This is a genomic window from Arenimonas soli (genome assembly GCF_014643775.1).
Lineage (GTDB): Bacteria > Pseudomonadota > Gammaproteobacteria > Xanthomonadales > Xanthomonadaceae > Arenimonas > Arenimonas soli.
Genome location: NZ_BMKC01000001.1, coordinates 801,222 through 828,124 on the forward strand (window position 1 = coordinate 801,222; position 26,903 = coordinate 828,124).

At 69.1% G+C, this 26,903-nt stretch carries 23 protein-coding genes and 1 pseudogene; 11 read left to right on the forward strand and 13 right to left on the reverse strand.

Features of this window, described 5'->3' with window-relative positions; genetic code table 11:
* Position 1 precedes the first annotated feature (1 nt).
* Both IEX13_RS03860 and IEX13_RS03865 read right to left on the reverse strand, forming a co-directional pair.
* Entirely contained in the window at positions 2–565 is a 564-nt protein-coding gene (locus IEX13_RS03860; protein WP_229668442.1) for a GNAT family N-acetyltransferase, read from the reverse strand.
* A gap of 57 nt (positions 566–622) precedes the next feature.
* Entirely contained in the window at positions 623–1,030 is a 408-nt protein-coding gene (locus tag IEX13_RS03865; RefSeq protein WP_188661495.1) for a VOC family protein, read from the reverse strand.
* A 70-nt stretch (positions 1,031–1,100) separates the two neighbouring features.
* On the opposite strand from IEX13_RS03865, the gene IEX13_RS03870 reads away from it, so the two are divergent.
* The 4 genes from IEX13_RS03870 (at position 1,101) to IEX13_RS03885 (ending at position 5,280) form a co-directional block, all read left to right on the forward strand.
* Positions 1,101–2,750: an isovaleryl-CoA dehydrogenase gene (locus tag IEX13_RS03870; protein WP_188661496.1), complete on the forward strand. Its 1,650-nt coding sequence runs from the start codon at positions 1,101–1,103 to the stop codon at positions 2,748–2,750.
* An 87-nt stretch (positions 2,751–2,837) separates the two neighbouring features.
* Positions 2,838–3,545, forward strand: a complete 708-nt coding sequence (locus IEX13_RS03875; protein WP_188661497.1) for a DUF481 domain-containing protein — start codon at positions 2,838–2,840, stop codon at positions 3,543–3,545.
* Positions 3,546–3,623: 78 nt separating this feature from the next.
* Positions 3,624–4,898, forward strand: a complete 1,275-nt coding sequence (locus IEX13_RS03880; RefSeq protein ID WP_188661498.1) for a hypothetical protein — start codon at positions 3,624–3,626, stop codon at positions 4,896–4,898.
* A 133-nt stretch (positions 4,899–5,031) separates the two neighbouring features.
* Positions 5,032–5,280, forward strand: a complete 249-nt coding sequence (locus IEX13_RS03885; protein ID WP_188661499.1) for a hypothetical protein — start codon at positions 5,032–5,034, stop codon at positions 5,278–5,280.
* Between the two features lie 39 nt (positions 5,281–5,319).
* Here IEX13_RS03885 and IEX13_RS03890 read toward each other — a convergent pair whose 3' ends face one another.
* The 3 genes from IEX13_RS03890 to IEX13_RS03900 are packed head-to-tail and all read right to left on the reverse strand — an operon-like array spanning position 5,320 to position 10,388.
* A complete protein-coding gene (locus IEX13_RS03890; protein ID WP_188661500.1) occupies positions 5,320–8,490 on the reverse strand; it encodes an efflux RND transporter permease subunit in 3,171 nt (1,056 codons plus the stop codon).
* A gap of 12 nt (positions 8,491–8,502) precedes the next feature.
* Complete coding sequence (locus IEX13_RS03895) at positions 8,503–9,672, reverse strand: efflux RND transporter periplasmic adaptor subunit (RefSeq protein ID WP_188661502.1); 1,170 nt, start codon at positions 9,670–9,672, stop codon at positions 8,503–8,505.
* Positions 9,669–10,388 carry an SDR family oxidoreductase gene (locus tag IEX13_RS03900; RefSeq protein ID WP_188661503.1) on the reverse strand — a complete coding sequence of 240 codons (720 nt, stop codon included), beginning with the start codon at positions 10,386–10,388 and terminating at the stop codon, positions 9,669–9,671. Before IEX13_RS03900 ends, IEX13_RS03895 begins: the two co-directional genes overlap by 4 nt.
* Positions 10,389–10,633: 245 nt before the next feature.
* Between IEX13_RS03900 and IEX13_RS03905 the strand changes: the two are divergent.
* A pseudogene (locus IEX13_RS03905) lies at positions 10,634–11,560 on the forward strand (LysR family transcriptional regulator); the annotation flags it as partial.
* A 110-nt stretch (positions 11,561–11,670) separates the two neighbouring features.
* On the opposite strand, the gene IEX13_RS03910 reads toward IEX13_RS03905, so the two are convergent.
* Both IEX13_RS03910 and IEX13_RS03915 read right to left on the reverse strand, forming a co-directional pair.
* Positions 11,671–13,293 (reverse strand): serine hydrolase, encoded by a 1,623-nt coding sequence (locus IEX13_RS03910; RefSeq protein WP_188661506.1) that lies wholly within the window; start codon positions 13,291–13,293, stop codon positions 11,671–11,673.
* Positions 13,290–13,997 carry a pirin family protein gene (locus tag IEX13_RS03915; RefSeq protein ID WP_188661507.1) on the reverse strand — a complete coding sequence of 236 codons (708 nt, stop codon included), beginning with the start codon at positions 13,995–13,997 and terminating at the stop codon, positions 13,290–13,292. The genes IEX13_RS03910 and IEX13_RS03915 overlap by 4 nt, the downstream gene beginning before the upstream one ends.
* Before the next feature lie 303 nt (positions 13,998–14,300).
* On the opposite strand from IEX13_RS03915, the gene IEX13_RS03920 reads away from it, so the two are divergent.
* Positions 14,301–15,764 carry a hypothetical protein gene (locus tag IEX13_RS03920; RefSeq protein ID WP_188661508.1) on the forward strand — a complete coding sequence of 488 codons (1,464 nt, stop codon included), beginning with the start codon at positions 14,301–14,303 and terminating at the stop codon, positions 15,762–15,764.
* On the opposite strand, the gene IEX13_RS03925 is transcribed toward IEX13_RS03920, so the two are convergent.
* Positions 15,749–16,402 carry a winged helix-turn-helix domain-containing protein gene (locus IEX13_RS03925; protein WP_188661509.1) on the reverse strand — a complete coding sequence of 218 codons (654 nt, stop codon included), beginning with the start codon at positions 16,400–16,402 and terminating at the stop codon, positions 15,749–15,751. The genes IEX13_RS03920 and IEX13_RS03925 overlap by 16 nt on opposite strands.
* Positions 16,403–16,509: 107 nt before the next feature.
* On the opposite strand from IEX13_RS03925, the gene IEX13_RS03930 reads away from it, so the two are divergent.
* On the forward strand, positions 16,510–17,508 hold the full coding sequence (locus IEX13_RS03930; RefSeq protein ID WP_188661510.1) for a pepsin/retropepsin-like aspartic protease family protein: 999 nt from the start codon (positions 16,510–16,512) through the stop codon (positions 17,506–17,508).
* A gap of 10 nt (positions 17,509–17,518) precedes the next feature.
* On the opposite strand, the gene IEX13_RS03935 is transcribed toward IEX13_RS03930, so the two are convergent.
* From IEX13_RS03935 to IEX13_RS03945, 3 genes are all read right to left on the reverse strand, one after another.
* Positions 17,519–18,403, reverse strand: coding sequence for a universal stress protein (locus IEX13_RS03935; RefSeq protein WP_188661511.1), 885 nt, complete (start codon positions 18,401–18,403; stop codon positions 17,519–17,521).
* Positions 18,404–18,418: 15 nt separating this feature from the next.
* Positions 18,419–19,897 carry a SulP family inorganic anion transporter gene (locus IEX13_RS03940; protein ID WP_188661512.1) on the reverse strand — a complete coding sequence of 493 codons (1,479 nt, stop codon included), beginning with the start codon at positions 19,895–19,897 and terminating at the stop codon, positions 18,419–18,421.
* 214 nt (positions 19,898–20,111) lie between these two features.
* Positions 20,112–20,891, reverse strand: coding sequence for a DUF3667 domain-containing protein (locus IEX13_RS03945; RefSeq protein ID WP_268235869.1), 780 nt, complete (start codon positions 20,889–20,891; stop codon positions 20,112–20,114).
* Positions 20,892–21,079: 188 nt separating this feature from the next.
* On the opposite strand from IEX13_RS03945, the gene IEX13_RS03950 reads away from it, so the two are divergent.
* From IEX13_RS03950 to IEX13_RS03965, 4 genes are read left to right on the forward strand one after another with little or no spacing between them, the layout of a single operon-like run.
* Positions 21,080–21,769 (forward strand): YIP1 family protein, encoded by a 690-nt coding sequence (locus IEX13_RS03950; protein WP_188661516.1) that lies wholly within the window; start codon positions 21,080–21,082, stop codon positions 21,767–21,769.
* 24 nt (positions 21,770–21,793) lie between these two features.
* Positions 21,794–23,035 (forward strand): efflux RND transporter periplasmic adaptor subunit, encoded by a 1,242-nt coding sequence (locus IEX13_RS03955; protein WP_188661518.1) that lies wholly within the window; start codon positions 21,794–21,796, stop codon positions 23,033–23,035.
* Positions 23,032–23,727 (forward strand): ABC transporter ATP-binding protein, encoded by a 696-nt coding sequence (locus tag IEX13_RS03960; RefSeq protein WP_188661520.1) that lies wholly within the window; start codon positions 23,032–23,034, stop codon positions 23,725–23,727. Before IEX13_RS03955 ends, IEX13_RS03960 begins: the two co-directional genes overlap by 4 nt.
* Before the next feature lies 1 nt (position 23,728).
* Complete coding sequence (locus IEX13_RS03965; protein WP_188661522.1) at positions 23,729–24,949, forward strand: ABC transporter permease; 1,221 nt, start codon at positions 23,729–23,731, stop codon at positions 24,947–24,949.
* A gap of 19 nt (positions 24,950–24,968) precedes the next feature.
* On the opposite strand, the gene IEX13_RS03970 is transcribed toward IEX13_RS03965, so the two are convergent.
* Positions 24,969–25,982, reverse strand: a complete 1,014-nt coding sequence (locus IEX13_RS03970; RefSeq protein WP_188661523.1) for a zinc-dependent alcohol dehydrogenase family protein — start codon at positions 25,980–25,982, stop codon at positions 24,969–24,971.
* A gap of 2 nt (positions 25,983–25,984) precedes the next feature.
* Positions 25,985–26,845: a 23S rRNA (adenine(2030)-N(6))-methyltransferase RlmJ gene (locus IEX13_RS03975; protein ID WP_188661525.1), complete on the reverse strand. Its 861-nt coding sequence runs from the start codon at positions 26,843–26,845 to the stop codon at positions 25,985–25,987.
* Between the last annotated feature and the right edge of the window lie 58 nt (positions 26,846–26,903).

The window sequence follows — 26,903 nt, forward strand, 5'->3', positions numbered from 1 at the left end:
TTTACCGGAGGTCGAGCGTGACGCGGACCTGGCCGCCTGAACCCGGGATGTGTTCACGCCGGAAACCCACGGCCTGGGCCAGGGCCAGCATCGCGGCGTTGTCCTCAAGCACGTCGCCCCACAGACGCTTGAGGCCATGGGCCTGGGCCCATTCGACGATGCGCTTCATCATCAGCTTGCCCAGGCCCTGGCCGGCCACGAAGTGCGAGACCAGGATGGCGAACTCGGCGCTTTCGGTGCCCGGGTCCAGGTCGACGCGGGCGACCGCGCCCACCAGCGCTTCGCCCGGCGGCAGTGGTTCAGCCGCCACCACCACGTAGGAGCGGCCGGGATCGGGCGCCACCAGCTGGGCCAGGTAGACCGGCGCCAAAGCCTTCACCGGGTGCAGGTAGCGGCGGCGAACCTCGTCTTCGCTGAGCAGGTCGAAGGCCCCGGCGATCGGTCCGGCATCGCCCGGATGCACCGGCCGCAGCCACAGTTCCCGGCCGTCGGGCAGCCGCACGGCCTCGCAGCGCCCGGGGTCGGGCGCGGCGGCGGGCTTTTTCCGGCGGCGCTTTTTTTCCACGGTGCCCAGTGTCCCTGCCTGGTGTTGCAGGCTTGCTCTAAACGCCTTGGCTGCCGTTCACGCCGGGTCCGGGTCAGTGCCGCTGAACTGTGCGAAGGTCACCGCGTGGCCGCCGGGCTCCCGGTAGCCCACCTCGGTGGCGCCGTAGAAGGTGGTCCGGCGCGGCAGCAGCACCGTGAAGGCCGCCAGTGCGCGTTCGATGGCGTTGATGTCGGCGACTTCGATGAACAGGTACGCCTTGGCGGCACGGGCTTCTTCGGCCTGCGCCGGCACGTCGTCGGCGATGGAATCGTAGGTCTGCAGCATCACTTCCAGCCCATGGCCGGCCAGGATGACAAAACCGAGCCGGTCGCCGTGTGGCACTTCCACCGTGCGCACCATGCCCACGGCTTCCCAGAAGGGCAGGCAGGGCTCGATGGCGTCGACAGGCAGGACGGCGGTGATGCGCTTGAGCTGGGGCTTCATCGCGGGCTCCCGTGGTCAGGTGTCCCTGATCATACGCGCAGGCACAATGGCCGGAACCAGGAGGTGGCGCATGGACATCGGCGAACGTTTCCGTACCCACGACGTGGAAAACCAGCCGCCGCCGCTGGCGCCCAGCGACCTGTGGCAGGGCGACGTCGCGCTGCGCGAAGCCGTCGCGCGCGAAGGTGGCGGCTGGGCCGCGGATGTCCTCGCGGCCTACGGGGCGCTGGCCGGCGGCGAGCTGCAGGAGCTGGGCCGGCTGGCCAACGAAAACAAGCCGCGTTTCCTGTCTTTCGACGCACGCGGCCAGCGCATCGACCAGGTCGAGTTCCATCCTGCCTACCACCAGCTGATGCGCACGGCCGTGGAACATGGCGTGCCTGGTTTCGCCTGGCGACACGACGGCCGCGACGGCGCGCACGTGGCGCGCGCGGCGCTGATGTTCCTGCACAACCAGGCCGACCAGGGCAGCAGCTGCCCGCTGACCATGACCTACGCCAGCGTGCCGGCCCTGGCGCACGCGCCGGCGCTGGCGAACGACTGGCTGCCGCGGATCCGTTCGGCCAGCTACGATCCCGCGCACCGACCCGGCTGGGAGAAGGCCGGCGTCACTATCGGCATGGGCATGACCGAAAAGCAGGGCGGTTCGGACGTGCGCGCGAACACGACCCGGGCGACGGCGCTGCCGGGCAACGAGGGTCTGTATAGCCTGGTCGGCCACAAATGGTTTTTTTCCGCGCCGATGTGCGACGCCTTCCTGGTGCTGGCGCAGGCGCCCGGCGGCCTGAGCTGTTTCCTGCTGCCGCGGTTCGCGCCCGACGGCAGCCGCAATGCCGTCCATATCCAGCGTCTGAAGGACAAGCTCGGCGACTGGAGCAATGCCAGCGCCGAAGTCGAGTTCCAGGGCGCCGTGGCCTGGCGGATCGGCGACGAGGGCCGTGGCGTCGCGACCATCCTGCAGATGGTGGCACTGACGCGGCTCGATTGCCTGCTGGGTTCAGCCAGCCTGATGCGCCAGGGGCTGGCGCGGGCGCTGCACTTCGCGCGCCATCGCCGTACGTTTGGTGCGCCGCTGGTCGAACACGGGCTGATGCGCAACGTGCTGGCCGACCTGGCGCTGGAGTCCGAGGCCGCCACCGCGCTGGCGTTCCGGGTGGCGCGCGCCGTCGATGCCAGCGGCCGCGATCCGGCCGAAGCGGCGCTGGCCCGGCTCACCACCGCCCTGGGCAAGTACTGGGTGTGCAAGCGCGCGCCGGCCTTCCTTGGCGAAGCCATGGAGTGCCTGGGTGGCATCGGCTACGTCGAAGAAACCGGCATGCCGCGCCTGTACCGGCAAGCACCGCTGAACTCGATCTGGGAAGGCAGCGGCAACATCCAGTGCCTGGACGTGCTGCGCGCGCTGGGCCGGGAGCCCGGGTGCGCGCAGGCCTTCTTCACCGAACTCGCCGCGGCACGCGGCGCCAACGCCGCGCTGGACGCGGAGGCCGGCGCGATCGAAAGCCTGCTGCGTCAGCCCGCCGACGCCTTGGTCCCGCGGGCGCGCGAACTGGCCGAACGCATGGCCCTGGCGTTGCAGGCCAGCGTGCTGCTGCGCGGCGGGCCCGAAGCCGTGGCGCAGGCGTTTTGCAGCGCGCGACTCGGGGACGGCCGTGGCCTGGCCCTGGGCAGCCTGCGCTGCCAGGACGGCTGGCAGGAGCTGCTGGCGCGCGCCTTGCCCTGAGCACGATGCCGGGTCGCCTTTGCGGCGTGTTCATGTTGCCGACGTTTAAATAGTCGGCCAATTCGAACCGAAAAGACGCAGGTGCCCATGAACCGAACCCTCCTCGTGCTGGCCGTGCTGGCCAGCCCCGCCGCGGCCACGGCCGCGACCTGGCAGCCGAGCGCCGAGCTCGGCATCGTCAACACCACCGGCAATTCCGAGACCACCAGCATCAACGGCCGCTTTGGCCTCAAGGCCGAAGAAGACCTGTGGTCGCACGACTATCACCTGGCCGCCCTGCGCTCGGAAAGCGACGACGAGCTGACCGCCAACCGCTACGAGCTGGGCGCCAAGTCCGACCGCAAGCTCACCGAACGCAGCTACCTGGGCGCCGCCGCGCGCTATGAAAACGACGACTTTTCCTCCTACGACTACCAGGCCACGCTGGCCCTGAACTACGGCGGCTGGCTGCTGCGCGAGGAGGGCCACAGCTTCAAGATCGAAGGGGGTCCGGGCATCCGTCGGGCGCGGCTGGCAGGTACCGGCGAAGTGGAAACCGGCGCGCTGCTGCGCGGCTTCGCCGACTACCAGCACCAGGTCACCGACAGCACCCGCTTCTTCAACACCACGCTGGTCGAGGCGACGAGCGACAACACCTTCGCCCAGAACGACATCGGCATCGCGGTAAGCATCAACAAGACCCTGGCCCTGAAGGCCGCCTTCCAGGCCCGCCACAACACCGACGTGCCGGTGGGCACCGAACGCACCGATACGCTGACTTCGGTGAACATCGTCTGGACGCCCGCCGCGAACTAGTGGCGGGGCCGGCCGGATTGACCCCCGGCCGGCCCGCGGCCTAGCCTCGGGAACTTCTTTTCCGAACAAGGCAGGCAGATGGCCAACAATCCCCCGGCTGGCGGTTCCTTCATCGAGCGACTGCCACGCATGCTGGCCTATCCCGCCAGCAAGGACATGATGCTGATGTTCGCGGGCCTGGCCTTCTTCCGCCTGCTGTCGAACCTGCCCAACATCATGGGCTTGCTGTTCGAACTGGCCTTCTGGGTCATGGGCTTCAAGATGGCGGTCGAGGCCCTGACCAACACGGCCCACGGCCGCTACCAGGCCCTGCACGGCGAAGACATGCTGGCCACCGACGGCGACGCGATCGAACAGATGGTGCTGGGCGTGCTGGTCGGCGTGGGAGTGACGCTGGTGGCGATGTTCCTGGGGCTGCTGCCCACGGCCGCGGCGCTGCTGGCCGTTTTCCTGTTCATGCCGGCGGCGGTGATGCTGTTGGCGATCAACCACCACTACCTCAATGCCCTGAACCCGCTGGCCTGGTTCGAACTGATCAGCCGCCTGGGTGGTGCCTATTTCGGCGTGGTGCTGGTGTTCGCGATCCTTGGCCTGCTGTCCGAGGTCCTGCAGTGGGGACTCCAGGCCGCTTTCGGAGGGCCTGGCCAGATCCCCGGCAGCTTCATCGCGCTGTATGCGCTGGTGGCCAGCTACCACGTGCTGGGTGACGCGCTGCACCGCAACCACGAGGTGCTGGGCCTGGACATCACGCCGGCGGTGGCGCGTGCGACCTACGGCAATCCCATCGAGGATGAAACCATGGCCCGCGCCGCGGAACTGGCCGGGCAGGGCAGGCAGGCGGCCGCGGCGGAGCTGCTGGCCGGCTTGTTCCGGGGCCGCGGCGCATCGGACCCGGTGCACGAGCGTTACCGGGAACTGCTGATCGCCGAAGGCGACCTGGATCGCCTTGCCGCGCACGACCGCGAGTACATCTCCAGCCTTGTGGTCACCGACAAGGACAAGCGGGCCCTGGCGGTCTACGCCGACACCGCCGGTCGGGTGCCCGGATTCGCGCTGGACCTGCCGGACCAGATCGCAAGGCTGGTGGCCCTGGCCGCGCGCCTGGGCCAGGCGCAGTGGGCCGTGGCCCTGGCGCAGGATTTCGAGGCGCGATTTCCCGACAGCCCGGACCTGCCGCAGGTGGTGGTGACCGCCGCGACCCTGCTCAGCGAACGCCTGGGCCAGGACGAGCAGGCCCGGGACCGGCTCAGGGCACTGCTGGACACCCATCCCGGGCATCCGCTGGCGGCGTCGGCCCGGGCCCAGCTGGCGGCCTTGGAGCAGGTCATCGCGGCCACGCCCGGTCGCCCCTGAGCCTGGGCGGGCTTGCCGACCGCCCGGGGAAAGCTTCAGGAATTCAATATTTTACGGAACATGACTTCCGGCCCATGGCGCCTGCGATTAGGTGTTGTAGATTACCAGCACACCAACTCACGAGGCCCCGGCCATGAATGCCCTGAACACCCTCTACCGCCTGTTCCCGACCCCGCCGGTCGCGTCCGTGCCGGTGACCCGGGCGTCCGCCGCCAGGCTGCTGCCGACCGCCACCCCGGTGGCGATCGAAGTCGCCGAAGCCATGCGTCCCGACCGCTATCGCCGGCGTGACTTCGGCACCGGCTACGGCCGCAGCAGCGGCTACGCCCAGGACCGCAGCTACGCCAACGACTCCAGCCACCGCCTCGTGCGGGTGGGCTGAAGTCGCCCGGACCGGCCGGCCTGGGGCCGGCCGGCCAGGTCAGCCGGCGATCGTCGCGGCCGCCGCGCCGGTCGCCGGTTCCACCGCCCGGCGCGTCACCAGCTTGCGCAGGGCCACGTAGAACACCGGCGTCAGCAGCAGTCCGAACAGCGTCACGCCCAGCATCCCGGCGAACACCGTGATGCCCGTGGCCGAACGCACCTCGGCGCCTGCCCCGGAGGCGAATACCAGCGGCACCGTGCCGGCGATGAAGGCGATCGAGGTCATCACGATCGGCCGCAGGCGCAGGCGGCAGGCTTCCAGCGCCGCTTCGACGATTCCGCGGCCCTGCAGCTCCAGTTCGCGGGCGAATTCGACGATCAGGATGGCGTTCTTGCAGGCCAGTCCCATCAGCACCACCAGCCCGACCTGGACGAACACATTGTTGTCGCCGCCGGTCAGCCAGACGCCGGCCAGCGCCGAAAGCAGGGTCATCGGCACGATCAGGATCACGGCCAGCGGCAGGGTCCAGCTTTCATACAGGGCCGCCAGCACCAGGAAGGCCAGCAGCACCGCCAGCGGGAACACCACCAGCACGGCATCGCCCTGGGTCGCCTGCTGGTAGCTCAGGTCGCTCCATTCAAAAGCCATGCCCGGGGGCAGCGCCTGCGCCGCGATTTTTTCGACCTCGGCCATGGCCTGGGCCGAGGACAGCAGCCGCGGGTCGGCTTCGCCGAGGATGTCGGCGGCCGGATAGCCATTGAAGCGGATCACCGGGTCGGGGCCGAAGGTCCGCCGGACGTCCACCACGCTGCCGATCGGCACCATCTCGCCGCGGTTGTTGCGCGTGCGCAGCCTGGCGATGTCCTCGACGTCGTCGCGGAAATTGCCGTCTGCCTGGGCGATCACCTGCCAGGTGCGGCCGAACAGGTTGAAGTCGTTGACGTAGGCCGAGCCCAGGTAGGTCTGCAGCGTGTCGAAGACTTCGGTCAGCGGCACCCCCTGCGCCTTTGCCTTCACCCGGTCGACGACGGCCTCGAGCTGGGGCACGTTGGCCTGGTAGCTGGTGATGGGGAAGCCCATTCCGGGTGACTGCGAGGCCACGCCCTGGAACGCCGCGACGGCGTCCTGCAGCGCGCCATAACCCAGCCCGGCCCGGTCCTCGATGAACAGCGAATAGCCCGAGCCATTGCCCAGGCCCTGGATCGGTGGCGGCATCAGTGCGAAGGCGAATCCTTCTTCGATGCCGGCGATCTGCTGGTTGAGCCGGGCGGTGATCTCGGCGGCGCTCAGCGAGCGTTCGTTGGCCGGGGTCAGCGAAAAGAAGGCCACGCCGCTGTTGGGGGTGTTGGTGAACTGCAGCGGGTTGAGGCCCGGGAAGGCCACTTCGCTTTCCACGCCTTCGATCTGCAGCGCGATGTCGGCCAGCTTGGCCAGGGCCCGGTCGGTGCGTTCGATGGACGCGCCTTCGGGTAGCTTGACGCCGGCGATCAGGTACAGCTTGTCCTGCACCGGAATGAAGCCACCCGGCACCGCCGACGAAATCGCCACCGTGGCCGCCAGCAGCGCGCCGTAAACCGCGAACACCGCGCCGCGCCGGCCGAGGATGCGCGACACCGAGCGGCCATAGGCCTCCGAGCTGCGCCCGAAGAAGCGGTTGAAGGGACGGAAGATCCAGCCGAACAGGCGATCGATGAGCCGGGTCGGAGCGTCGGGCGCCGCGCCGTGGGGCTTTAGCAGCCGCGCCGCCAGCGCCGGCGACAGGGTCAGCGAGTTGATCGCCGAGATCACTGTCGAAATGGCGATGGTGACCGCGAACTGCTTGTAGAACTGGCCGGTGACGCCGTCCAGGAAGGCCATCGGCACGAACACGGCGCACAGCACCAGGGCGATGGCGATGATCGGCCCGGACACTTCGCGCATGGCCTGGTGGGCGGCGGCCAGCGGTGCCAGGCCTTCGGCGATGTTGCGTTCGACGTTTTCCACAACCACGATCGCGTCGTCCACGACGATGCCGATCGCCAGCACCAGTCCGAACAGGGTCAGCGTGTTGATCGAAAAGCCCAGCAGGTGCAGCACGGCGAAGGTGCCGACCACCGACACCGGGACCGCGATCAGCGGGATGATCGAGGCGCGCCAGGTCTGCAGGAACAGGATGACCACCAACACCACCAGCAAGGTGGCCTCGAGCAGGGTGGTCACCACCGCCTTGATCGAATCGCGGACGAAGACGGTGGTGTCGTAAACCGACTTGATCTCGACGCCCGGCGGCAGGCGCGGCGAAATTTCTTCCATCTTCGCCACCACGGCGTCGCGGATGTCCAGCGCATTGGCGCCCGGGGCCTGGAAGATGCCGATCGCCGAGGCGTTCATGCCGTTCAGGCGCGAACGCAGGGTGTAGTCGCCCGCCGCGAGCTCGATACGGGCCACGTCGGCCAGTTGCACGATTTCGCCGTCGGGTCCGGCCTCGAGCACGATGGCGCCGAATTCCTCCGGGGTTTCCAGACGGCCTCGGGCGTGGATGGGCAGCAGGAAGTCGCTGCCGTTGGCCATCGGTTCGGCGCCCAGCTGGCCGGCGGAGACCTGCACGTTCTGTTCGCGCACGGCGCGCAGCACGTCGCCGGCGGTCAGCCCGCGCGCGGCGATCTTCTCGGGGTCCAGCCACAGGCGCATGGCATAGTCGCCGCCGCCGAAGGCCTGGGCGTCGCCGACGCCGGGAATGCGCGCCAGTTCATCCTTGACGTGCAGGCGCATGAAGTTGCGCAGGTACAGCGAGTCGTACTTGCCGTCGGTGGACACCAGGTGCACCACCATCAGGAACACCGGCGACTGCTTCTGGGTGGTGACACCCTGGCGGCGTACATCCTCCGGCAGGCGCGCCAGCGCCTGGCTGACGCGGTTCTGCACGCGCACGGCGGCTTCATCGGGATCAACGCCCGGGCGGAAGGTGACCGTCAGCTGCAGCACGCCGTCGGAGCCGGCGACCGACTTGAGGTACATCATGTCCTCGATGCCGTTGATCGCTTCTTCCAGCGGCGTGGCCACGGTTTCGGCGATCACCTTGGGATTGGCACCCGGATAGACCGTGCGCACCACCACCGACGGCGGCACCACTTCGGGATACTCGCCGATCGGCAAGGAGGGCAGGGCGACCAGGCCGGCGGCGAAAATGATGATCGACAGCACCGCCGCGAAGATCGGCCGGTCGATGAAGAAGCGGGAAAAGTCCATGGAAGCTCCGGGTCAGTGCGCGCTGGCAACCGCGGCGGCGGTGGCGATGCTGGCGGGTTCGCCCGCCGGCCTGGGATCGAGCGGCATGCCCGGGAAGAAGATGCGCTGCACGCCGCCAACCACCACCTGGTCACCTTCGGACAGGCCCTGTTCGACCACGCGCAGACCGTCAACCAGGCGGCCCAGGCTCACGTCGCGGCGTTCGGCCGTGTTGTTTTCGCCGACCACGTAGACGTACTTGCGGTCCTGGTCGGTCAGCACGGCCTTGTCGTCGACCAGCAGCGCCGGCTCGGGCGAATTGGCCACCAGCTGCACCCGGGCATACAGGCCGGGCGTCAGCGTCCGGTCGGGGTTGGGCAGCACGGCGCGGGCGCGGATGGTGCCGGTGCGGGCATCGACCTGGTTGTCGATGAAGTCCAGCTCGCCTTCGTGGGGGTGGCCGCTTTCGCCGGCCAGCCCCACGTGCACCGGATTGCGGGCGCCTCGCACGTTGCCACCGTTCTTGGCGTGGCGCAGGTAGGTCTGTTCGTCGCTTTCGAAATACACGTGGACCGGGTCGAGCGACACCAGCGTCGTGAGCACGGTGCTGTCGGGCGCGGCCAGGTTGCCGGTGGTCACCAGGGCCCGGCCCGCCATGCCGTCGATCGGCGCGCGCACGCGGGTGAAGTCCAGGTCCAGCCGGGCCTGCGCCACCAGTGCCTGCGCCGAACGAACCTCCGATGCGGCCTGGGCGGTGGCGGCGCGGCGCTGTTCAAGCAGTTCCGCCGAGATCAGCTGTTCGGCGGCGAGCTGGCGCGCGCGCCTGAGTTCGCTGTCGGCCAGCGCGGCATGGCTGCGGGCGCGGCTGAGTTCGGCTTCGGCGCGGTCGAGCGCGGCGCGGTAGCTGCGGTCGTCGAGCACGAACAGCACCTGGCCCTTCTTCACTTCCTGGCCCTCGGTGAACTCGACGCTTTCGACGTAGCCTGAAACCCGCGGCCGCAGTTGCACGGTTTCGATGGCGGCCACCCGGCCGGTGAACTCGTCCCAGGGCGTGATGCTGCGCGACTCGACCGGTGCCACGGACACCTGGGCCGGCGCGATGGCGCCGTGTTCCTGGGCCTGGCTGCCGCAGGCGGCGGTGATGGCGACGGCCAGGGCGAAGCCGGCGAGGTGGAGCAGGCGGGTGATCGGGCGTGCGTTCATGGCGAGTTCTCGGATTGCAGATCAGGGGAGGGGGACGACCGGCTGAGTGCCTGCCGGCGGTCGAAGCGGACCACCGGCTCGGTGCCGGGCGATGCCAGCAGTTCGACCACCTGCAGGCCCAGTTCGGAAGGTTCCGGCCAGTCGGGGCAGGCGGCGTTGCCGCGTTGGCGGGTGCGCAAGGGTGCGCAGACCGAAAGCTGCTGCACGCGCACCGGCGTGCCCAGGGTTTCTTCGCGCAGCGCCCGGCTGAACATGCGCAGCGCCGCCGAGGCCACCGAAGCATGGCCATAGCCGGCCCAGGGCATGTCGGCGGCGGGTCCGCCGACGACCAGGTAGTGGCTGGCGAACGGGCTTTCGGAAAGCAGGGGCAGCAGGTGGCGCGCCGCGACCAGGTGCGGGAAGACGCCTGCGTCGAGCGCCTCGCGAAGGAAGCGCGTGTCCTGGTCGAGCAGCCGGCCCGGCATGAGTTCGCCGCCCAGCAGGGCCACCACGGCGCCCGGGGGACGCCGAAGCAGGCGCACGGCGTTGGCCAGGGCAGCGCCGGCGGTTTCGGTGTGTGTGCTTCCCTGCACGCGCAGTAGGTCCGGAGCGCCGGGCGGCGGCGTCGGCAGTTCGGCGAGGGCGTGCGCTGAGGCCGCCGCCGCGATCACCGGCCGGCCGCTGGCCAGCAGGGCCGAAACAATCGCCGCGCCAGCTTCTCCCGCCGCGTCGAGCACCAGGGCCGGACGCGCTATTGTCCCGCGGGTGGGACGGTATAGCCCATTATCTGTACGAATCGGGACAATGCTCATGGCCGGGCCTGGAATCGAGGGGGATCCGAACCTTGCCAGGGGGGAGGGTTTGGCGGCAGGGCCCGGATCCGAGGTGCACAATCTAGGCGCCCCGATGGCACTTGATAAGTCCGTGAAGAAGGGAATAATTGTCCCGCCAGCGGGCCAATTGCCCGGAACAGGAGACAGGCATGGCCCGCGATCTGAACGACACGCTGATATTCGCCAAGGTGGTTGAGCAGGGCAGCTTCACGGCCGCCGCCCGCACCTTGGGTTTGCCCAAGACCACGGTGAGCCGGAAGGTGCAGGAGCTTGAAGAGCGCCTGGGTGCGCAGCTGCTCAATCGCACCACGCGCAGGCTTGGCCTGACCGAAGCGGGCGCGGTGTACCACGACCACAGCGTGCGCATCGCGCGTGAACTCGAGGAGGCCGAGAGTGCCGTCGGCCAGCTACAGGGCGGGCCGCGCGGCTGGCTGCGGATCACCGCGCCGTATTCGATCGGCGTGATGTGGATCGCGCCTCTGCTCAGCGAGTTCCACCAGCGTCACCCGGAAGTGCGCATCGACATGAACCTGGGCAACGAAAAGCTGGACCTGATCGCCACCGAAACCGACGTGGCCCTGCGCATCGGCAGCCTGCCCGACTCGTCGCTGGTGGCGCGCCGGCTGCACAGCTTCCGCACCCAGGTGTATGCCAGCCCCGAATACGTCGCGCGCCACGGCGAGCCCCTGCATCCGGACGACCTGCAGCACCACCGCGTGCTGGCGTTTTCCAAGCACCGCCACGGCAACCGCTATTGCTGGCCGCTGGTCGCGGCGGGCGAACAGGCGACGCAGGAATACGTGGTCAACCCCATTTTCGTCGCCAACGATCCGGCGCCGCTGCAGGGCGCGATGCTTTGCGGCGAAGGCCTGCTGATGTCCACCGACGTCAGCATCAAACCCTTCATCGAATCAGGGCGCGCGGTGCGCGTGCTGGCCGGCTGGACCGGGCCGCAGGTGGACTTCAATGCCGTGTTCACCCGCGGCCGGGTGCCGTCGCCGAAGGTCCGCGCCTTCGTTGATTTCCTGGTCGAGCGCCTTAGCTTCGACGTCAACTACATGCTCAAGACCTGCCCGCAGGGCAGCGGCTTGAGCTGCGAAAGCCGGGCGCTTGAACTGCCGGTGCTGCAGGAGTCCCGGCCCGCGCCGGCGACGCCGGCCAGGCCGCGGTCGAAACCGGTCGCGGCCTAGTCTTCGCCGACCTGTGGCAGCAGCCGCAGGTGGTGGAAGTCGAAGCTGAAGTCGGTCAGCGAGGACGCCGCCTGCATGCGCAGTTCACGCACCTTGCCATCCGGGTCCAGCGCGAAGCTGGCGAAGGCGTCGGCATTGAGCGCACGGTCGTGCCAGCGCACCAGGAAGGTGTCGTGCTGCCAGTGTTCCAGCGTGCCGACCAGGGCCGGCGTGTGCGCGAAGCGCATCACCAGCCTGCGGCCCTCCACGGAAAGCGTGACGTCGCCGTACCAGGCGTCGCGATAGGTTGCTGCGTATTCTTCCAGCGGCAGCGAGGGCCGGCTGCGCCGATCGCGTGCCGCCTGGTGTTTTTCCCAGGCCTCGTCGGCCTTTTTCCGCGATTTGGCGACGGCGGCTGCGTAGGCAGCCAGCCAGTCGGTGTCCGGGGCCTGCAGGTAATGGTCCAGCGCTTCGAGCGTGACCGCCTGGAAGGCGGCGCCCACCTCCTGGTTGGTCAGGACCACGATGCCCAGGTCGAGCTGCGGCACCAGGGTGACGCGCGACACCATGCCCGGCCAGCCACCGCTGTGCGTGACCACGCGGTGGCCGCGATATTCGCTGATGAACCAGCCTTCGCCGTAGCCGAGGAACTGGGGCATCGCCGGGGCCAGGGCGGGCACGCTGGGTTCGGCCGGAATGCGGATCGGCGTCACCACTTCCCACATGCCGCGATGGCGTTCGGCGCTGAAGAGGCGCCGTTCGCTGCCGTCTTCGTTTTTTCCAAGCACGCCGCCATCGAGCTGCAGCTGCATCCAGCGCGCCAAGTCGTCGACGCTGGCATAGATCCCACCGGCGGCATTGTTGTTAGACCAGGACATCGGCGCCACGGTCACCAGCTCGCCCGCAAAGCCCGGCTTGGCGTGTCCCATGGCGGCATTGGCGCCTTCGGGCAGCAGGTCGCTGTTGACCACGGCCCCGGACATGCCGGCCGGGACGAAAATGCGTTCGCGCACGAAGTCCGCGTAGCTCTGGCCTGAAACGCTTTCGATCACGCGCTGCGCGACGGCGTAAGGCGCGTTGGCATAGGCGTAGTCAGAGCGGAAGCTGTTGTCCAGGGGGACGTGCGCGAGGCGGCGGACGATTTCCTCGGTCGGGAGGTCGCTGCCTGGCCAGAACATCAGGTCGCCGGCACCCAAGGCCAGGCCGCTGCGATGGGTGAGCAGGTCGCGCACCCGCATTTCGCGGGTGACGTAGGGATCGCTCATGCGAAAGCCGGGCAGGTGGTCGATCACCCGGTCGTCCAGCGCCAGCTTGCCTTCGTCGGCCAGGATCGAAAGGGCCGCCGAAGTGAAGGCCTTGGTCTGGGATGCAATGGCGAACCGGGTCTGCGCCGTCACCGGTTCGCCGCTGCGGATGTCGCGCACGCCGAATCCTCGTGCCGCGACGACCTCGCCGTCCTTGACGATGGCGATGGCGATGCCCGGCACGTCGAAGGCCAGGCGCGTGTTTTCGACCACGTCGGCCAGTTGGGGTGGAACGGCCAGCGCGGCCGGTGCGAAAGCGAGCAGGGCGAAGGCGAGGGTGCGCAAGCGGGCGGCTCCTTGAGGGGGGGGCCGCCCGATTATGCCCAAGCGCGTCATTCCAAGGGCGGCAGGTCGAACACCAGCACTTCGGCGCCGCGTCCCGCGGCCACCTGCACCCGCGGCTCGTCGCGGAACTTCAGCGCGTCGCCGGCCTGCAGCCGCCGGCCGTTGACCTCCAGTTCGCCGCGCACCAGGTGCACGTAGGCAAGCCGGCCCGGGGCGATCGCCAGCTCCGCGGATTCGTCGCCGTCGAACAGGCCCGCGTACAAACGTGCGTCCTGGTTGATCGGCACCGAGCCGTCGGCGCCGTCGCCGCTGGCGATCAGGCGCAGGCGGCCACGCTTGTCCGCGTCGGTGAAGGTCTTCTGCGCATAGCCGGGTTGCACGCCCAGGGTGCGCGGGATGATCCAGATCTGCAGGAAGTGGGTTTCGCCCGTGGCGCTGTGGTTGTACTCGGAGTGGGTGACGCCGGTGCCGGCGCTCATTCGCTGCACTTCGCCCGGCACGATGCTGGCGGCGTGGCCCATCGAGTCCTTGTGCCCCAGCGCGCCTTCGAGCACGTAGCTGATGATCTCCATGTCGCGGTGGCCGTGGGTGCCGAATCCCTGGCCCGGGGCCACGCGGTCTTCGTTGATCACGCGCAGCGGACCCCAGTGCACGTGCTCGGGGTCGTGGTAACCGGCGAAGGAAAAGCTGTGCCAGGAATCCAGCCAGCCGTGGTTGGCATGCCCGCGTTCGCGGGCCGGGCGCAGGCTGATCACCGGACACCCGCCTGGCGCTCGCCCAGCCAGCTGTCCGGCCCCAGCGAGCCGGCGATGATGAAGATCAGGGCCAGGCCGAGCCGGGCGGTGAGGGTGGCCAGGGAAGTCATGCTGCCTCCGGGGTGGGATGAGGTGGCCATTGTCGTTGGTAATGCAGGTGGGACAAAGACGCCGAATGGAAACCTATCGTTGCACCAGCGTCACCACCTTCCGGCCCATGCCGGCGCCTTCGCGCCTGCCTAGACTGCGTCCCGAAATCCATTCCCGTGGCCATGTCCGGGCCGTCCGGACCAGGATCCTCCCATGCGCCGGATTAGTCTCGCCCTCGTTTTCCTCCTTTGCTTGCCGGCGTTGCCGGCGCTGGCCGCCGACGCCCTGGGTGTGTTGGCGCCGGTGCTTGAGGATGGCCGGGTGCGCGAACGCCCCGACCCCGCCGGCCGCGCCGTGCCGGTGGTCTCGCGGGTGCAGGACGGGGAAGTGCATGCCGCCGTGCAGCGCGAGGCGCGCGAGGGATTCACCGCGCGAATGCTCGAGCTCGATGCGCTGGCGCGCGGGCTGGCGGCGCCGTCGCGCCGGGAGCCAACGTGGCTGTATCTGTCGCCCGAAGACGGCGGTTTCGCGCGCCATGGTTTCTGGCTGCTCGAAGAAGGCGGCGAGCGCTACGTGGACGCGCCCTACATCGACCTGGTGGTGGACGCGGACAGCCTGGCCGACGGCGGCTTCGAGGAGGTCTTCGCGCACGAGATGGGGCATGTATTCCTGCGCCGGCTGCTGCCGTCGCTGCCGGCGGGCTATTCGCGCGCGCCGCACCATGCCTTCAGCCTCACCGATTACCCGACCGCGTTCGACGAGGGCTTCGCCATCCACTTCCAGCTGCTTGCGCGCCGGCTGACCGCGAACGCCCGGCTGCAGGCGATCGACCACGGCTTCGACACCCGGCCTTTCCTGCCCTGGTGGCTCAGCCATCGCGACCGCAGCCTGCGCATCCAGGGCGTTCGCGCGAACCTGTTCGTGCAGGCACAGCGCCCGATGCAGGGCGTCGCCGACGTGCTGGCCGCCGAGCAGCTGAGCCCGGAGTTCGACGCCACGCGCCTGCGCAACGGCCAGCAGATGCTCAGTTCGGAAGGCGTGGTCGCGACGCTGTTCCACCGCTGGATCGGTGAAGCCCCGGCCGATGGCCTGGCGGCGGCCTACCGGCCCTGGTTCGAGGCCATGGCCGCGATGCAGGCCAGGCCGCTGCAGGCGGACTCGCCGCTGCCGGTGCTGCTGCTGCGTGAACTCCACGCCCGCGACGCCGCGGCAGGTCGGCACGCCATCGGCATCTTCATCGATACAACCTACGGGGCGACCGTGGATCCGGCACTTCCGCGCCAGGCGGGTGAACTGGCCCTGGCCGGGGCGACCGGCGATATCGAAGCCTACGTCAGCCGCCTGAAGCCGGCGCGCGATGCGCTGGCGGCGGCACGTGAATCCGCGCTGTCCGATCCGTCCCGCCTGGATGCTGCCCTGGGCCCCGGCCTGTGGCTGCTGGCCGATGGCGAACAGGGCACCGCGGTGAACCTCAACAGCGCCGAAGCGGCGCAGCTGTCGGCGCTGGGGCTGTCCGACCAGGCCGTCTCGCAGCTGCTGGCAAGCCGGCGATCCGGGGCTGCCTTTGCCGGTATCGAGGACGCCGTGGCGCGTGCCGGCCTGGATGCCCGGACCGCAGCGCGCATGAAGGCGCAGGCGGCGGCCATGGCGTCGGCGGGACCTTATCCGCGCCGCTGATTTGTCGCGTGATCCGGCTCGGCTGATTCCGGCTTGCCCCGTCGCGCCGGCCGTCCGGGCGTGGGCGCCAACACGAAGGACAGGCTGAAAAGCTGGTCCTGGCCGGGTTGGCGCGGGCCCTGCAGCAGGGCCTGCAGGCGTTCAAGCAGTTCATTGGCTTCGCGCAGGCCGGCCTCGTCCAGCCAGCCGCGGCTGCGGCCGGCCCAGAGTTCTCGATCGGGTCCGCGGGTGCGTACGCCGTCCCGGGCCAGGGCAGCGCGGAAGTCGCGGCCGGCGGCCTGAAGTTGCCGGGCGACGACGGCCTGCACGGCTTGGGCGCTTTCACCGCCAGGTTCATACGCCAGGCGCAGCGCCGTGCCGGGCCGGGTGCCGATGCGGTAGCGGCGGGCGTCCCCTTCGGTTTGCACGCGTGTGATCAGCCCTGCGTCGGCCAGCAGTTCGAAGTGGTAGTAGAGCCCGTCCGCGGCCCGCCCGAGCTCGCCGGCGACGGTCGCCACGTCGGCTTCCCCGTCGAGGGCGGCCAGGGTGTCGACGATGTCCTGGCGCACCGGGCTGGCCAGCAGGCCGATCCCGGCCGGGTCGGCCACGTCCTGGTAGCGGCGCTTCCGGGGCGGACGGGGGAGTGGGGACCGTGCCATCGGTTGGCTTGCCTGTGTTGAAAAACAGGAGCAAATTTCAACGCACTTGCCGCGCCCTGGCAAGTGCCGGCCTTCGGTCCGGCCCTGTCCGAGTCCACGAGGTCGCCATGAACAAGCCCAGAGCCACTGCGCGCCGTACGGTTCTTGCATGCCTGTTGATCCTGCTGCTGCAGGGCCTGGCTGGCTGCAGCCAGACCGAGATGCTTCGCCTGTATTTCGCCAACTCGGGCACCCAGGCCCGCCTCGACCAGCCCTTGCCGGTGCGTATTCCCTTCCGTGAACACCAGGGTTGGGTGGTGGTGAAGGCCAGCATCAACGGCGCGCCGCCGCTGGACTTCGTGCTCGATACCGGCGCCGGCATGCTCACCGTGCTCACCGGGCCCAAGACCGCCGCGCTGCCCTTCGACATGAGCCAGGTGCGCAGGATTGGCGGTGACGGCGTGGCGGGCATCAGCGCCGCCGTGCAGCAGGACCTGGACATCGATTTTGGTCCGGTGACGCTGCTGGGCCAGACCGCGCTGGCGGTGCCGCTCGATACGGTGCTTTGCGATGCGTCGATCCAGGAGCCGCCGTTCCAGGGCGTGATCGGCCACGAACTCTTCCACCGCTATGTCGTGGAAATCGACCATGCACGCGGCGAAGTGGTGCTGCACGACCCGGCCACCTACCGCTACACCGGCATGGGCCACCTGGTGCCGCTGGACATCAGCAGCCGCCATGCCTACGCGAAGGCGCGGGTGCACGGCCCCGGGGGTGCGGACTACCAGGCACGCCTGCACGTCGACAGCGGCGCCGGGATCGACCTGAGCCTGTTCCCGCAAACCCACGAGGCCATCGAAGTGCCGGCAGGCGGCGAAGAGACCGTGGCCTGTTTTGTCGGTGGCCTGGCGCGTTACCAGACGGGAAGTTCGGTGACCCTGGGGCTTGGCGACGCGCCCGGGGTGGAAACGCCGGCGCGCTATTCGCTGGGGGACGAGATCATTGATACCGGCCAGCACGGCCGCATCGGGGCCCGCTACCTGGCGCGCTTCAACGTGGTCTACGACTTTCCCGGCGAACGCCTGTTTCTCTCGCCGCGCACGGCGGGCGAACAGGCTGCCCCCTAGCCGATGGCCATCAGCGCAGCAGCAGCACCGGCAGCAGGCAGCTGCGCAGGACCTGGGTGGTGGTGCTGCCCAGGATCAGGTTGCGGATGCGCGAGTGGCCATAGGCGCCCATCACCAGCAGGTCGCTGCCGCGTGCCTTGCTGACCTCGGCGATTACCGCGTCGGCGGCGCCGGCCTGGAACAACGCCCCGGGGCTGAAGCCTGCCCCGCGCAGCGCCGCCAGCGCCCAGTCCATGTGTTCTTGCGCTTCCGGACTGGCTTCGCCGGCGGTGAGCACGTCGCAGGCCAGGCCCTGCAGCAGCGGGCTGGCGCAGACCATTTCGACGCAGCGGCGGGTGGTGGCGCTGCCGTCGTAGGCGATCAGGAAACGCGCGGGCGGCTTGAACGCCCGCGAGGCCACCAGTACCGGCCGGTGCACCGAACGCAGCACGCGTTCGAGATTGCTGCCCAGGTGGCCGCTGGCGAAGTCGGCGTGTTCACCGCGCTTGCCGAGCACGAACAGGCGCACGCCGGCTTCAAGTTCGAGCAGGGTGTCGACCAGCGAACCCTGGCGCTGCCGGGCCTGGGACGCCAGGCCGAAGCCCTTTTGCACGCGATCGCGCGCCTGGTCGAGCAGCAGGCGGCCGCGGGCCTGGTCGACGCGGCCGCGCTGTTCGTCCAGGTCGGCCAGTTCCTGCAGCAGGTTTTCCTGTGCGCCCAAGGACAGGCTGCCGCTGAGGTTGGTGCCGGCGGCGGCGCCGTGGCGGCGGTCGATCACGTGCATCAGTTCCAGTGGGGCTTGAAGCCGGGACGCGGCCCAGCCGGCGTGGTCGGCGACGGAGTCGGCATACACCGACGGGTCGAGCGCGGCCAGGACCTCGCCGTCGGCGTGGATGAGCGGGCGGGTGTCGTTCATGGCCAGGTGTCTCCCTTAGTGGCCCATCAGCCGTTCGACGGCGTCGGGCTTGTCGTGCAGGCCTAGCTTGTCCACGATCGTGGCGCTGGCTTGATTCATGCCGATGATCTCGACCACGGTACCTTCGCGGCGGAACTTGAGCACCACCTTGTCCAGCGCGCCGACCGCCGTGAGGTCCCAGAAGTGCGCGCGGCTGACGTCGATGCTGACGTGCGCCAATACTTCCCTGAAGTCGAAGCCGGCGATGAAGCTGTCGGCCGAGGCGAAGAACACCTGGCCGGTGACCACGTAGTCGCGGCGGTCGCCGTCGGCGGAAAGCGTGGAGCCCACGTGCAGCACGCGCCCGACCTTGCGCGCGAAGAACAGCGCCGAAAGCAGCACGCCGGCGCCGACGCCCTTGGCCAGGTCGTGGGTGGCGACGGTGACCACGACGGTGGTGATCATCACCAGGCTGGAACTCCCGGGATGCTCGCGCAGGTTGCGGATCGAGCCCCAGTTGAAGGTGCCGATCGAGACCATGATCATCACCGCCACCAGCGCCGCCATCGGGATCTGCTTCACCCAGGGGCCGGCGAACACCACCAGCACGAGCAGCACGACGCCGGCCACCAGGGCCGAGAGGCGACCGCGGCCGCCGGACTTCACGTTGATCACCGACTGGCCGATCATCGCGCAGCCGGCCATGCCGCCGACCAGGCCCGAGGCGATGTTGGCCACGCCCTGGCCCGCGGCTTCGCGGTTCTTGTTGCTGGGGGTGTCGGTCAGGTCATCGACGATGGCCGCGGTGAGCAGCGACTCGAGCAGGCCGACCACGGCCAGCGTCGCCGACACCGGCAGGATGATCCACAGCGTTTCCAGCGTCAGCGGCACCTGCGGGAACAGGAACACCGGCAGGCTGTCGGGCAGTTCGCCCATGTCGCCGACCGTGCGCACGTCCCAGCCGAACCACACCGCAAGCCCGGTAAGCAGCACGATGCAGATCAGCGGCGAGGGCACGACCTTGGTGAGATAGGGCAGGCCGTAGATGATCACCAGGCCGGCGACGACCAGGGCATACACCAGCCACGGCACGCCGATCAGTTCGGGCAGCTGGGCCATGAAGATAAGGATGGCCAGCGCATTGACGAAGCCGGTGATCACCGAGCGCGACACGAAGCGCATCAGGCTGCCCAGCTTGAACACGCCCGCCACGATCTGCAGCACGCCTGTCAGCAGGGTAGCCGCCAGCAGGTATTGCAGGCCATGGTCGGCGACCAGGTCCACCATCACCAGCGCCATGGCGCCGGTGGCGGCCGAGATCATGCCCGGCCGGCCGCCGGTGAAGGCGATCACCACCGCGATGCAGAACGAGGCGTACAGGCCGACCTTGGGATCGACGCCGGCGATGATGGAAAAGGCGATGGCCTCGGGGATCAGGGCCAGGGCCACGACCAGGCCGGCGAGCACGTCGCCCTTGACGTTGGCGAACCAGTCGCCGCGAAAATTCTTGAACATGAAGTCTGCGTCCGACCCGGCCGGGAGCCGGGTCATGGAAGAAGGGAATGGGCGGGGGCGCCGCGACGCGCGGCCACCGGGATCGCCCGACGCGAGGCGCCGGGCCTAGGGTGGCGTCAGGAGAGGCAGGGTCGGGCTCATCGGGCGGGAAGTATACCCGCGGCGCCGGTCCGGCACATGCCGTACCTGCGTGCCGGCGCGCACACCGACGGGGTCAATAGGGGAACAGCACGACATAGCTCGTCGCGAGCTGTGCGGCCAGCAGGCTCAGGACCAGGTCCATCGCGACGATGGCCAGGCCCCGGAACACGCTCGAAAGCCAGCCGCGGGAATAGACCCGCCGCACCCCGATGACCGCCCACGCCAGCAACATCAGCACGACCGTGGCCAGGATGCCGTTGAACACCGCGGTGGCCATGGCCGGCGGGGAGAAAGCCAGCAAGGGCGAGGCCAGCGAAAACAGCACGAAATCCGCCGTGGTGTAGTGCAGGGAGAAGACCATGTGCTCGCCCACGGGCCGCCGGTTGCCCCACATCAGCAGCGCCATCCACAGGCCCATCGGAATCACGAACAGGAACTTGAGCACGGAGGTCAGGTCGCTCATCCGGTCGGAAGCGGCAGGGTCGGCGAAGATCGCCTTGACCTGGGGCGGTACCGCGGCATCCGGCGCGGCCTGCATCTGCGAGGCGTTGAGCGCGAAGTAGGGGTCCCAAGCCAGGAAAAAGTACACGCCCGAAGCCACCAGGAACAAACGCAGGGGTGGCATGTAGCGCTGCCACTGGTAGTCCAGGTAAGCCCGGGTCAGCAGCCCTGGCCGGAAAATGCCCACGAGGCTGCGCCAGAGGCGTGAGTCGGCGTCGGTGAGGGCTTCGCGGGCCTCCCCGGCCAGCCTGCGCAGGCTGAAATCGCCCGCCCTGGGCTGTCGCTGGCCACACGCGGCGCACCAGTCCCCTTCCGCCGGCCGTCCACAGCTGGAGCAAGCTCGTGCTGGCATCGCGCCTCCCCGTCGCTGCCGGCAGTCTATCCCAGCCTCCCTGTCACGTTTTGCTTCGTCGTCGCGTCTGGGGTTTTATCCCCGCCGGAGGGGCTTTCGTCCCATTCCCGGCCAACGGGGCCGGCAATCGCCTACCATTCACGCTGCGATTCAAGGGGAGTCGCGGTCACACCAGCCAGGAGCCTTGCATGTCCCACCTGATCAACATCTTCCTCGAGCCGGCCAAGGTATTCGCCGACCTGCGCGAAAAGCCCACCTTCTGGGTGCCGTTGCTGCTGATGGCGGTGCTAACGGCGGTCTCCACCCTGCTGTACTTCATGACCGTCGACCCGGCCTGGTTCGCCGAGCACCAGTCGGCGCAGGTGCTGCTGCAGAACCCGGAAATGACCAGCGCGGAGCTGGCCCAGATGCAGTCCTTCATGCCCGGTGCCCGCACCATGGGCTGGATCGCGGCCGCCGGCGCCCTGTTTGTCATCGCCATCGTGTTCCTGGTCTACGCGGTGTACTACCTGCTGGCCGGCAAGATCACCGGGCAGGCGGTGGGTTTCCGCCACGGCCTGGCCCTGGTCAGCTGGTCGACCATGCCGATGGTGCTCGGCAGCCTGGTGGTCATCGGCGCCGTGCTGACCAGTTCCCCGCAGACGCCGCTCGAAAGCATGCAGCTGACCAACATCGACCCTTTGCTGGTGCAGCTGCCGATGGACCATGACTGGTCCATGCTGGCCAAGAGCTTCAGCCTGCTCAACTTCTGGGTCTGGTTCCTGGCCGCGCTGGGCTGGAAGACCTGGTTCCGCACTGGCTGGGGCCAGGCGCTGGTCGTGGTTCTGCTGCCTTCGATCGTCATCTACGGGGTAATGGCCCTGTTCGCGATCCTCTGATTCGATTCCTGGAAACCTGTCCTGATGAAGCTCAACAAGAAGTGGCTGATTGGCGGCGCGATCCTTGCCGTGATGGCCCTGCTGCTGGTGGTCAAGTCGCTGCGCGGCGAGTCCCGGACCGAGGTCGAGGTGGTGCTGGCGTCCGAACAGGACATCCGCCCTTCGATCCTGGCCTCGGGCCTGCTGGCCTACCTGGACGAGGTCAACCTGACCGCCGAGCTGGTGGCCAAGGTCGAGGAAATCCTGGTCAAGGAAGGCGACCAGGTGGAGAAGGGCCAGCTGCTGCTGCGCCTTGACCCCGAGACCTACCGCAACGCCATCGAACGCGAGCAGGCCAGCCAGCGCCAGGGCCAGATCAGCATCGAGCGCCAGCGGCTGGCGCTGGCGCTGGCCGAAACCCGGCTCAAGCGGGGCGAGGAGCTGCTGGGCAGGCAGATGATCGGCCAGGCCGATTTCGACGACCTGCGCAACGCCCGCGACCTGGCCCGGGTCGAGCTTCGCAGCACCCAGGAATCACTGCGCCGGGCCGAAGCCATCCTCAGCGAGGCCCGCGAGCAGCTGCAGAAGACCGACATCCGCGCCCCGATCGCGGGCACCATCGTGGCCCTGCCGATCAAGGTCGGCGAAACCGCGATCCCGTCCACCATGTCCCTGGCCGGCGCCAGCCTGATGAAGATCGCCGATACCTCGGCGATCCAGGCCGAACTGAAGGTCGACGAGGCCGACATCGCCCGCATCCGCCTGGGCCAGCAGGCCGAAGTGGTCGCGGCCGCGCACCAGGACACGCCGCTGCAGGGCACGGTCGCGCAGATCGCGCTGGCGCCGAGCCTGGAACCGGGCAGCCAGGGCCGGTCCTACCAGGTGGACGTGCTGCTGGACGTGCCCGAGGACCTGGGCCTGCGGTCGGGCATGAGCGCGCGCGCCGACATCTTCCTGGGCGACGGCGGCAAGACCCTGGCGGTGCCGGTGGAAGCCGTGGTCACCGAGGAGTCCGAGGACGGGCAGGTGAAGCGTTTCGTCTGGATCGACCGCGACGGCAGCGCCCGCAAGGTCGAAGTTGAAACCGGCCTGTCGGACGACCGCTGGGAAGCGGTTGCTTCCGGCCTGGAAGCCGGCGACCGGGTCATCGTCGGCCCGGCCAAGACCCTGCGCATCCTGCGCGACGGCGCCGCCATCGACGCCGAGCTGCGCGACGGCAAGGCCAAGGCCAAGGCCAAGGCCGACGCGGAAGACGACGAAGACGAGGACGGGGACGCTTCCGAATGATCCGCCTCACCGGCATCGTCAAGCGTTACATGATGGGCGAGGAAGAGGTGCTGGCGCTAAACGGCGTCGACCTGTTCGTCGGTTCCAATGAATACGTGGCGCTCATCGGCCCCTCGGGCTCGGGCAAGTCCACGCTGATGAACCTCATCGGCTGCCTGGATTCGCCTTCGGAAGGCACCTACGAGCTCAACGGCCGCGACACCTCGACCCTCAACGACAACGAGCTGGCGCAGGTGCGCAACAAGGAAATCGGCTTCGTGTTCCAGTCCTTCCACCTGCTGCCGCGCATGACCGTGCTCGAGAACGTGATGCAGCCCCTGGTGTACCGGGGCATGCCGCGCGCCGAGCGCAAGGTGCTGGCGACCCGGGCCCTGGAACAGGTGGGCCTGGGCAGCCGCATGGGCCACCGCCCGAACCAGCTTTCCGGCGGCCAGCGCCAGCGCGTCGCCGTGGCCCGGGCCCTGGTCGGGCGGCCCTCGATCCTGCTGGCCGACGAACCCACCGGCAATCTCGATTCAAAAACGTCGGCCGAGATCATGGCCCTGTTCGACGAACTGCACCGCGCCGGCCAGACCGTCGTGGTGGTGACCCACGAACCCGACATCGCCGCGCATTGCCGCCGCACCATCCGCGTCTCCGACGGCAAGATCGTCGAGGACACCGTCAATCCCTCGCCCGCGCAGGTGGCCTGACATGTACGCCTTCCTCGAAGCCTTCCGCGCCGCGCTGACCAGCCTGATGGCGCACCGGATGCGCAGTTTCCTCACCACGCTTGGCATCCTGATCGGCACCGCTTCGGTGATCGCCGTGGTGTCGCTGGTGCAGGGGTTCTCGCGTTCGATTTCCGACCAGTTCTCGGACCTGGGCGGCAGCACGCTCACGCTGCAGCCCTACACGTCGTTCGCCGACGCCAGCCTGGGCAAGGAAAACCGCCTGAGCTTCGACGACGTCGACCTGCTGCGCTACCGCATCGCGGGCGTGGGCGACGTGGTGCCGATGATGATGGTGCCGATCAACGGCGTCGGCTACCGCAGCCGCACCGCCATGGCCTCGGTCATCGCCACCACGGCCGACTTCACCGCCGTGCGCGGCATCTACCCGCAGAGCGGGCGCTTCATCGTCGAAAGCGACGACCAGAGCCGGCGCCGGGTGGCGGTGGTCGGCACCAAGGCCATCGAGGACCTTGAGCTGCCCGAAGACCCCGTGGGCGAATACATCCGCCTGGGCAACGAATGGTTCAAGGTCGTGGGCGTGATGGAAAAACGCGGCGAGCTGCTCGGCATGAGCCAGGACAACTACGTCGTCATTCCCTTCGACGTGGGGCGTGCGATGACCGGCAACGAAGTGCGCCCGCGCATGTCCATTTCGTTCACGGCCCAGGACCTGGAAGGGGTCGAACCCCTGCGCGAGCGCGTCAAGCGTGCCATCCGGGCCTCGCACCGGATCAAGCCGGGCCAGGACGACGACTTCAAGGTCGAGGCGGCGGATTCGTTCGTCAAACAGTTCGAGCAGATCACCGGCACCGCCACCGCGGTGGTGGGCGGCGTGGTCAGCATCTCGCTGCTGGTCGGCGGCATCGGCATCATGAACATCATGCTGGTGTCGGTGACCGAGCGGACCCGCGAAATCGGCATCCTCAAGGCGCTGGGCGCGACGCGCCGGGACATCCTGGTGCAGTTCCTGCTCGAGGCCGGCCTGCTGGCCCTGCTGGGCGGACTGATCGGCATCGCGCTCGGTTACGGCGCCGGCACCCTGGTGTCCTCGATGATCCCCAACTTCCCACCGGCGCAGGTGCCGCTGTGGGTGGTCGCCGCGGCCGCGGGCTTCTCGGCGCTGGTGGGCGTGGTGTTCGGCATCATGCCGGCGTCGAAAGCCGCCGGCCTGGACCCGATCGAGGCGCTGCGCTACGAGTAGCGCAGCGCGGCAGCGGCCTTCAGATGGCGGCCCGCGAAGGGCCGTTGGGTTCGATCACGATCTTGCCGTCGCGGGCACCGGACGCGGCCGCCTGCACCGCTTCGCGCACGTGGTCGATGCCGTAGCTGGCCTGGATGCGGGCGTGCAGGGTGCCGTCGGCCACCAGGCCGGCGAGTTCGGCGAACAGCGCCTGGCGCCGCTCCGGCCTTGCCTTGCGGAACCACTGCGCCAGCCAGAAGCCGCGCAGGTGGATGTCGTTGAAGACCAGGTAACGCGGCGACAGCATGCAGCGGTCGCCGCCCATGGCGCCGTAGTTCACGACCGTGCCGCCCGGCACCAGGCAGCGCGCCAGGTGCTCGGTGTGCACGCCGCCGACGCAGTCGATGCCCAGCCGCACGTGCACGTCGCCGACGGCGTCGCGCACGCGCTTGGGCAGGTCTTCGGCGTCCACCAGCACGTGTTCGCCACCCAGGTCGTGCACGGCCTGCACGGCCGAGCTGCGCCGCACGACGTTGATGACGTTGATGCCGCGCCGGCGCGCCAGCTGCAGCAGGTAGCCGCCGACGGCGGAGTTGGCGGCGTTTTGCACCACCCAGTCGCCCGGCTGCAGTTCGATGATGTCCGAAAGCATCAGCGCCGCGGTGGGCGGGTTCACCGTCAGCATGGAAAGCTGCACCGGGTCGACGTCGTGCGGCAGCTTCACGAGGGTCTTGCTGGGCAGGTTGAGGTGCGTGGTCCAGCTGCCGCAGCCCACGGGCAGCAGCACGATGTCGCCTTCGGTCAGGCCGTGGGCTTCGCCCCGGATGGCTTCGACGCGGCCCACGCCTTCATTGCCGCCGACCGCGGGCAACGGCGGCAGCTGGCCGTATTCACCGGTCAGCGTAAGCACGTCGGATGGATTCACCGGCGCGGCCAGCACCGCCACCCGGCTTTCGCCGGCGGCCGGCGGCGGCAGCTCGAACTCCACGGCACGGATGACCTCGTGCGGCACCGGGCCGCGGGACTCGTAGCGCGCTTGCTTGGGCGTGGACATGGTCAGGGTTTTTCCTGCTTGAGCCAGGTGAGGCGCCAGGAGGCACCGGATTCGCCCATGGCCTGGGCGAGGGGACGCAGGGCCGGTTCGACCGTGCGTTCGAACTGCCAGGGCGGGTTGATCACCACCATGCCGCTGCCGTTGAGGCGCAGCGGGGAGTCGTCGGGGCGGACCAGCAGCTCGATCGCCAGCGCCGACTTCATCGGCAGGTTGGCCAGCTTGCGCATCAGCGGCTGCAGCGGGGCGCGCTGCTTGATCGGATACCACAGGGCGAAAATGCCCTGCGGGAATCGTTCCAGCCCGTCGCGCAGGGCGGCGGTGATAAGCGGGTATTCCTCGGCCTGCGATTCGTAGGGCGGGTCCACCAGCACCAGTGCCCGGGCGAAGCGGGTGCTGCCTTCGCGCGGCGGCAGCAGGGCCTTGATCGCGGCGTAGCCGTCGCGCTGGTGCACGTGGCAGCGCGGGTCGCCGTGCAGCAGCGACTTCAGGGCCTCGGCTTCCTCGGGCTGCAGCTCGCAGGCGGCCAGGCGGTCCTGTTCGCGCAGGGCGCGGGCCACCAGCAGCGGCGAACCGGGGTAGGTGTCGGCACCCGGCGTCCAGCAGGCCGCCACCGCCGCCAGGTAGGCGGCCAGGGCCGGCGGCTCGGACGGCCGCGTGGCCCACAGCCGGCGGATGCCGGCCTCGGCTTCGCCGGTGCGCTGGGCCTGGCTGGCGGCCAGGTCGTACTGGCCCCGGCCGGCGTGGGTGTCGAGCACGAAGAAGGGAGCGTCCTTGCGCTTGAGCGCATCGAGCAGGGCGACCAGGACCAGGTGCTTGAGCACGTCGGCGTGGTTGCCCGCATGGAATCCGTGGCGGTAGTTCATGGTCGCCAGTGTAGCGCCCGGCGGACCGCGCGGCGCGGGCTCTGCTAAGGTTCCGGGC

Bases quoted from the DNA above. Each gene is read 5' to 3' on its own strand.
- IEX13_RS03865 (WP_188661495.1), bottom strand. From the start codon at position 1,030: ATGAAGCCCCAGCTCAAGCGCATCACCGCCGTCCTGCCTGTCGACGCC.
- IEX13_RS03870 (WP_188661496.1), top strand. From the start codon at position 1,101: ATGGACATCGGCGAACGTTTCCGTACCCACGACGTGGAAAACCAGCCG.
- IEX13_RS03875 (WP_188661497.1), top strand. From the start codon at position 2,838: ATGAACCGAACCCTCCTCGTGCTGGCCGTGCTGGCCAGCCCCGCCGCG.
- IEX13_RS03880 (WP_188661498.1), top strand. From the start codon at position 3,624: ATGGCCAACAATCCCCCGGCTGGCGGTTCCTTCATCGAGCGACTGCCA.
- IEX13_RS03885 (WP_188661499.1), top strand. From the start codon at position 5,032: ATGAATGCCCTGAACACCCTCTACCGCCTGTTCCCGACCCCGCCGGTC.
- IEX13_RS03890 (WP_188661500.1), bottom strand. From the start codon at position 8,490: ATGGACTTTTCCCGCTTCTTCATCGACCGGCCGATCTTCGCGGCGGTG.
- IEX13_RS03895 (WP_188661502.1), bottom strand. From the start codon at position 9,672: ATGAACGCACGCCCGATCACCCGCCTGCTCCACCTCGCCGGCTTCGCC.
- IEX13_RS03910 (WP_188661506.1), bottom strand. From the start codon at position 13,293: ATGACGCGCTTGGGCATAATCGGGCGGCCCCCCCCTCAAGGAGCCGCC.
- IEX13_RS03920 (WP_188661508.1), top strand. From the start codon at position 14,301: ATGCGCCGGATTAGTCTCGCCCTCGTTTTCCTCCTTTGCTTGCCGGCG.
- IEX13_RS03925 (WP_188661509.1), bottom strand. From the start codon at position 16,402: ATGGCACGGTCCCCACTCCCCCGTCCGCCCCGGAAGCGCCGCTACCAG.
- IEX13_RS03930 (WP_188661510.1), top strand. From the start codon at position 16,510: ATGAACAAGCCCAGAGCCACTGCGCGCCGTACGGTTCTTGCATGCCTG.
- IEX13_RS03935 (WP_188661511.1), bottom strand. From the start codon at position 18,403: ATGAACGACACCCGCCCGCTCATCCACGCCGACGGCGAGGTCCTGGCC.
- IEX13_RS03940 (WP_188661512.1), bottom strand. From the start codon at position 19,897: ATGTTCAAGAATTTTCGCGGCGACTGGTTCGCCAACGTCAAGGGCGAC.
- IEX13_RS03945 (WP_268235869.1), bottom strand. From the start codon at position 20,891: ATGCCAGCACGAGCTTGCTCCAGCTGTGGACGGCCGGCGGAAGGGGAC.
- IEX13_RS03950 (WP_188661516.1), top strand. From the start codon at position 21,080: ATGTCCCACCTGATCAACATCTTCCTCGAGCCGGCCAAGGTATTCGCC.
- IEX13_RS03955 (WP_188661518.1), top strand. From the start codon at position 21,794: ATGAAGCTCAACAAGAAGTGGCTGATTGGCGGCGCGATCCTTGCCGTG.
- IEX13_RS03960 (WP_188661520.1), top strand. From the start codon at position 23,032: ATGATCCGCCTCACCGGCATCGTCAAGCGTTACATGATGGGCGAGGAA.
- IEX13_RS03965 (WP_188661522.1), top strand. From the start codon at position 23,729: ATGTACGCCTTCCTCGAAGCCTTCCGCGCCGCGCTGACCAGCCTGATG.
- IEX13_RS03970 (WP_188661523.1), bottom strand. From the start codon at position 25,982: ATGTCCACGCCCAAGCAAGCGCGCTACGAGTCCCGCGGCCCGGTGCCG.
- IEX13_RS03975 (WP_188661525.1), bottom strand. From the start codon at position 26,845: ATGAACTACCGCCACGGATTCCATGCGGGCAACCACGCCGACGTGCTC.